This is a genomic window from Arhodomonas sp. KWT (assembly GCF_010993615.1).
On sequence record NZ_WNXE01000244.1, the window covers coordinates 1 to 3,105 of the forward strand.

4 protein-coding genes are annotated in these 3,105 nt (G+C 72.4%); all 4 read left to right on the top strand.

Features of this window, described 5'->3' with window-relative positions; genetic code table 11:
- Positions 1 to 1,794, top strand: a 1,794-nt coding sequence (locus tag G7A99_RS17320; RefSeq protein ID WP_163142475.1) for a nitric oxide reductase activation protein NorD, incomplete at its 5' end; no start/stop codon positions are given.
- Positions 1,791 to 2,381 carry a cytochrome c oxidase subunit 3 gene (locus G7A99_RS17325; protein ID WP_018718915.1) on the top strand — a complete coding sequence of 197 codons (591 nt, stop codon included), beginning with the start codon at positions 1,791 to 1,793 and terminating at the stop codon, positions 2,379 to 2,381. The genes G7A99_RS17320 and G7A99_RS17325, both read left to right, overlap by 4 nt.
- Positions 2,378 to 2,629 carry a cytochrome C oxidase subunit IV family protein gene (locus tag G7A99_RS17330; RefSeq protein WP_018718916.1) on the top strand — a complete coding sequence of 84 codons (252 nt, stop codon included), beginning with the start codon at positions 2,378 to 2,380 and terminating at the stop codon, positions 2,627 to 2,629. Before G7A99_RS17325 ends, G7A99_RS17330 begins: the two co-directional genes overlap by 4 nt.
- 126 nt (positions 2,630 to 2,755) lie before the next feature.
- On the top strand, positions 2,756 to 3,105 hold a 350-nt coding region (locus G7A99_RS17335), incomplete at its 3' end, for an Rrf2 family transcriptional regulator (RefSeq protein WP_163142478.1).

Genomic DNA, 3,105 nt, shown 5'->3' on the forward strand with positions numbered 1-3,105 from the left:
CGCCTCGCGCGGCGGGACCACCCCGAGGCGGCGGTGGCGCTCGCCGACGAGCAGGCCCGGCTCGGGCTCGTGCTCCGTGCCCTCGGCGGCGACGCCGGCCTGCGCGTCACCGCCGCCACGCCGCGGGCGGTCCGGGCCCGCCGACGCTGGCTGGAGCGCGTGGCCGGCACCGGCCACCGCCATCCGCTGGCATGGCGTGACGGCGAGCGGGTCTGCGTGCCCGAGCGCATCGCCTGCTTTCCGGACGCCGGGCGCAACCGCGACCTCTACCTCTGGCTGATAGCGCTCGCCAGCCGCTCCGATCCCCACGGCGGGGACTGGTTCACCGGCAACCAGGCCGCGGTCCGGCGAACCCTTGCGGCCTTCCCCGGCCTGACACCGGTGTACCGGCGGCTGGTGGCGGCGACGCTCGCCGCGCGCCGCGATCCGGACCGGCTCGGCCGTGCGGAAGGGCGCCGCGAGGCCGCGATCCGCGCCGCACTGGAGGACCCCGGCAGCCGGACGGCGCTGCCGGCGGCGCGGGGCCAGCCGGAACCGGTCCCGGTCTGGCTCTACCCGGCTCCGGAAACCGGCACGGCCCCGACGCCGGCGGAACGCGATGACGACGCCACGGAGACCACCGCCGGCACGCCGCCGCGGGGCCGGGGGCGCAAGGCCGCGGAGTACGTCGAGGACACGGACGGCCGCAGCGGGCTGATCGTCTTCCGGCTCGAGAGCCTGTTCTCGTGGTCGGAGTACGTCCCCGTGGACCGGACCGTGGACGACAGCGAGGACGAGGACGCCCCGCGGGTCGCCGAGGACCTGGACCGGCTCAGCCTCAGCCGCACCGGCACGGCGCCGGCCTCACGCCTGCGTCTGGATCTCGACCTTCCCGCTGCCGGCGACGACGACACGCCCCTCGGCGACGGCCGGCTGCTGCCGGAATGGGACTGGCGCCGGGGCGAGCTGCGCCCCCGGCACTGCCGGGTCGTGCCCCTGCTGCCCCGGGACGCCGCACCGATGGCCATTCCCACCCACCTTGCTGCCCCGGCCGCGCGGCTGCGGCGCCGCTTCGAGGCCCTGCGCCCCGAGCGTTACTGGCAGCGCCGCCAGGCCAGCGGCCGGGCCCTGGACCTGCCCGCGTGCATCGAGCACCGCACCGCCCGCCGCCGCGGCCGGGCCGACACGGCGCCACGCCTGTGGGCGGATCCGCGGGAGCAGCAGCGCGACCTGGCCTGCCTCGTGCTCGCGGACCTGTCGCTGTCCACCGAGGCCTGGGTGGACGACGACCACCAGGTGATCGAGGTGGTGCGCGACAGCCTGCACCTGCTCGGCGAGGCCCTGGACGCCGGCGGCGACCGCTTCGCCATGTACGGCTTCTCCTCGCGCCGGCGTTCCCACGTGCGCTTCAGCCTGCTCAAGAACTTCGCCGAGCCCTGGGGTGAGACCGCCCACGGCCGCATCCACGCGCTGCGCCCGGGCTACTACACCCGCATGGGCGCGGCGGTGCGCCAGGCCACCGAGATCCTCGCCGAGCAGCCGGCCTCCCAGCGCCTGCTGCTGCTGCTCACCGACGGCAAGCCCAACGACCTGGACGTCTACGAGGGGCGCTACGGGCTGGAGGACACGCGCCACGCCCTGCTGGAGGCGCGCCGCGCCGGCGTCACACCCTTCTGCGTGACCATCGACCAGGAGGCGGCGGACTACCTGCCTTACCTCTTCGGCCAGCGCCACCACGCCCTGCTCCACCGGGCCCAGGCCCTGCCGGAGCTGCTGCCGCGGCTCTACCTGCTGCTCACGGAGGCGACGGCATGAGCGATGCAGCCGCTGACACCGCGCGCCCCGGCGCCTATGCCGTGCCGGGCGATCTGGCGATGTGGTGGTTCATCCTCGCCGAGCTCGCCGTGTTCGGCGCCCTGCTCGCCAGCCTGATCGTCGCCGGCGCGCTGGCTCCGGAGGTGTTCGCGGCCGGGCGTGCCGGACTGCACCCCGTCGCCGGCCTGGCCAACACCGTGATGCTGCTGACGGGCAGCTACCTCGTCGCCCGCGGCATCGACGCCGCCGCCGCGGAGGGCCCGCGCCGCTGCGCGCCGTGGTTCCTGGCCGCGACGCTGGCCGGCGCCGGCTACGTGGCCGTCAAGCTCGGTGAATACGCCGACCTCGCCGCCGCGGGATACAATCTGCGCACGAGCACCTTTCATTTCTTTTACTTCTTCACCACGGTGTTCCACCTTATGCACGTGGTGCTGGGCATGATCGTGCTGGCGGCAGTGGCCCGGCGGTGCCGGCGGGGCGATTACGACGACGAGGGGCTCAGGGCCCCGGAGAGCGCGGCGAGCTACTGGCACATGGTGGATCTGGTATGGCTCGCGCTCTTCCCGCTGCTCTACGTGCTGCCATGAGCCGGGCCGAGACACTGTCGCAGCACTGGATCATGCTGCTCGCGCTGACCGTCGCCGCGGCACTGGCAGCCACGGTGGTGCCTGCCCCCTGGCTTACGCCGGCGGTGGCGGCGCTGACCGTGATCAAGGGGCGCACGGTGATCGACTCGTTCATGGGGCTGCGTGGCGCCTCGCCGCTGCTGCGCCACTCGGTCAGCGCCTGGCTCGCGGGGGTGGTCGCTCTGGGCGTGGTCATACGGCTGACATGATGAATCACAAATAACTACCTCTTTAGAGGTATCTCATCGATGGTATGACTGTCCGTCGGACGGTACACTCAACACGATGCACACCGCGTCACCTCCGGGTAACGCGTCAGCGGAGGCTCCCAGCCCATGCGATTGACCCTCTACACCGACTACTGCCTGCGCGTGCTCATGTACCTCGGTGTCAAGGAAGACCGGTTCGCGACGATCAGCGAGATCGCCGAGCGCTACGACATCTCCCGTAACCACGTGATGAAGGTGGTCTACGGACTCAGCCAGTCGGACTACATCCGAACCGTTCGCGGCAAGAACGGCGGCATGTACCTCCAGCGCGCCCCGGAGAGCATCAACCTGGGGGCACTGATCCGCGACACGGAGCAGGATCTCGCCCTGGTGGAATGCTTCGCGCCGGACAACCGTTGCGTCATCACGCCGAGCTGTCGGCTGACCCACATCCTGGGCGACGCCCTCAAGGCCTT

Excerpts from the sequence above, each read along its gene's own strand:
- G7A99_RS17330 (WP_018718916.1), top strand. The coding sequence starts at position 2,378 with ATGAGCCGGGCCGAGACACTGTCGCAGCACTGGATCATGCTGCTCGCG.
- G7A99_RS17325 (WP_018718915.1), top strand. The coding sequence starts at position 1,791 with ATGAGCGATGCAGCCGCTGACACCGCGCGCCCCGGCGCCTATGCCGTG.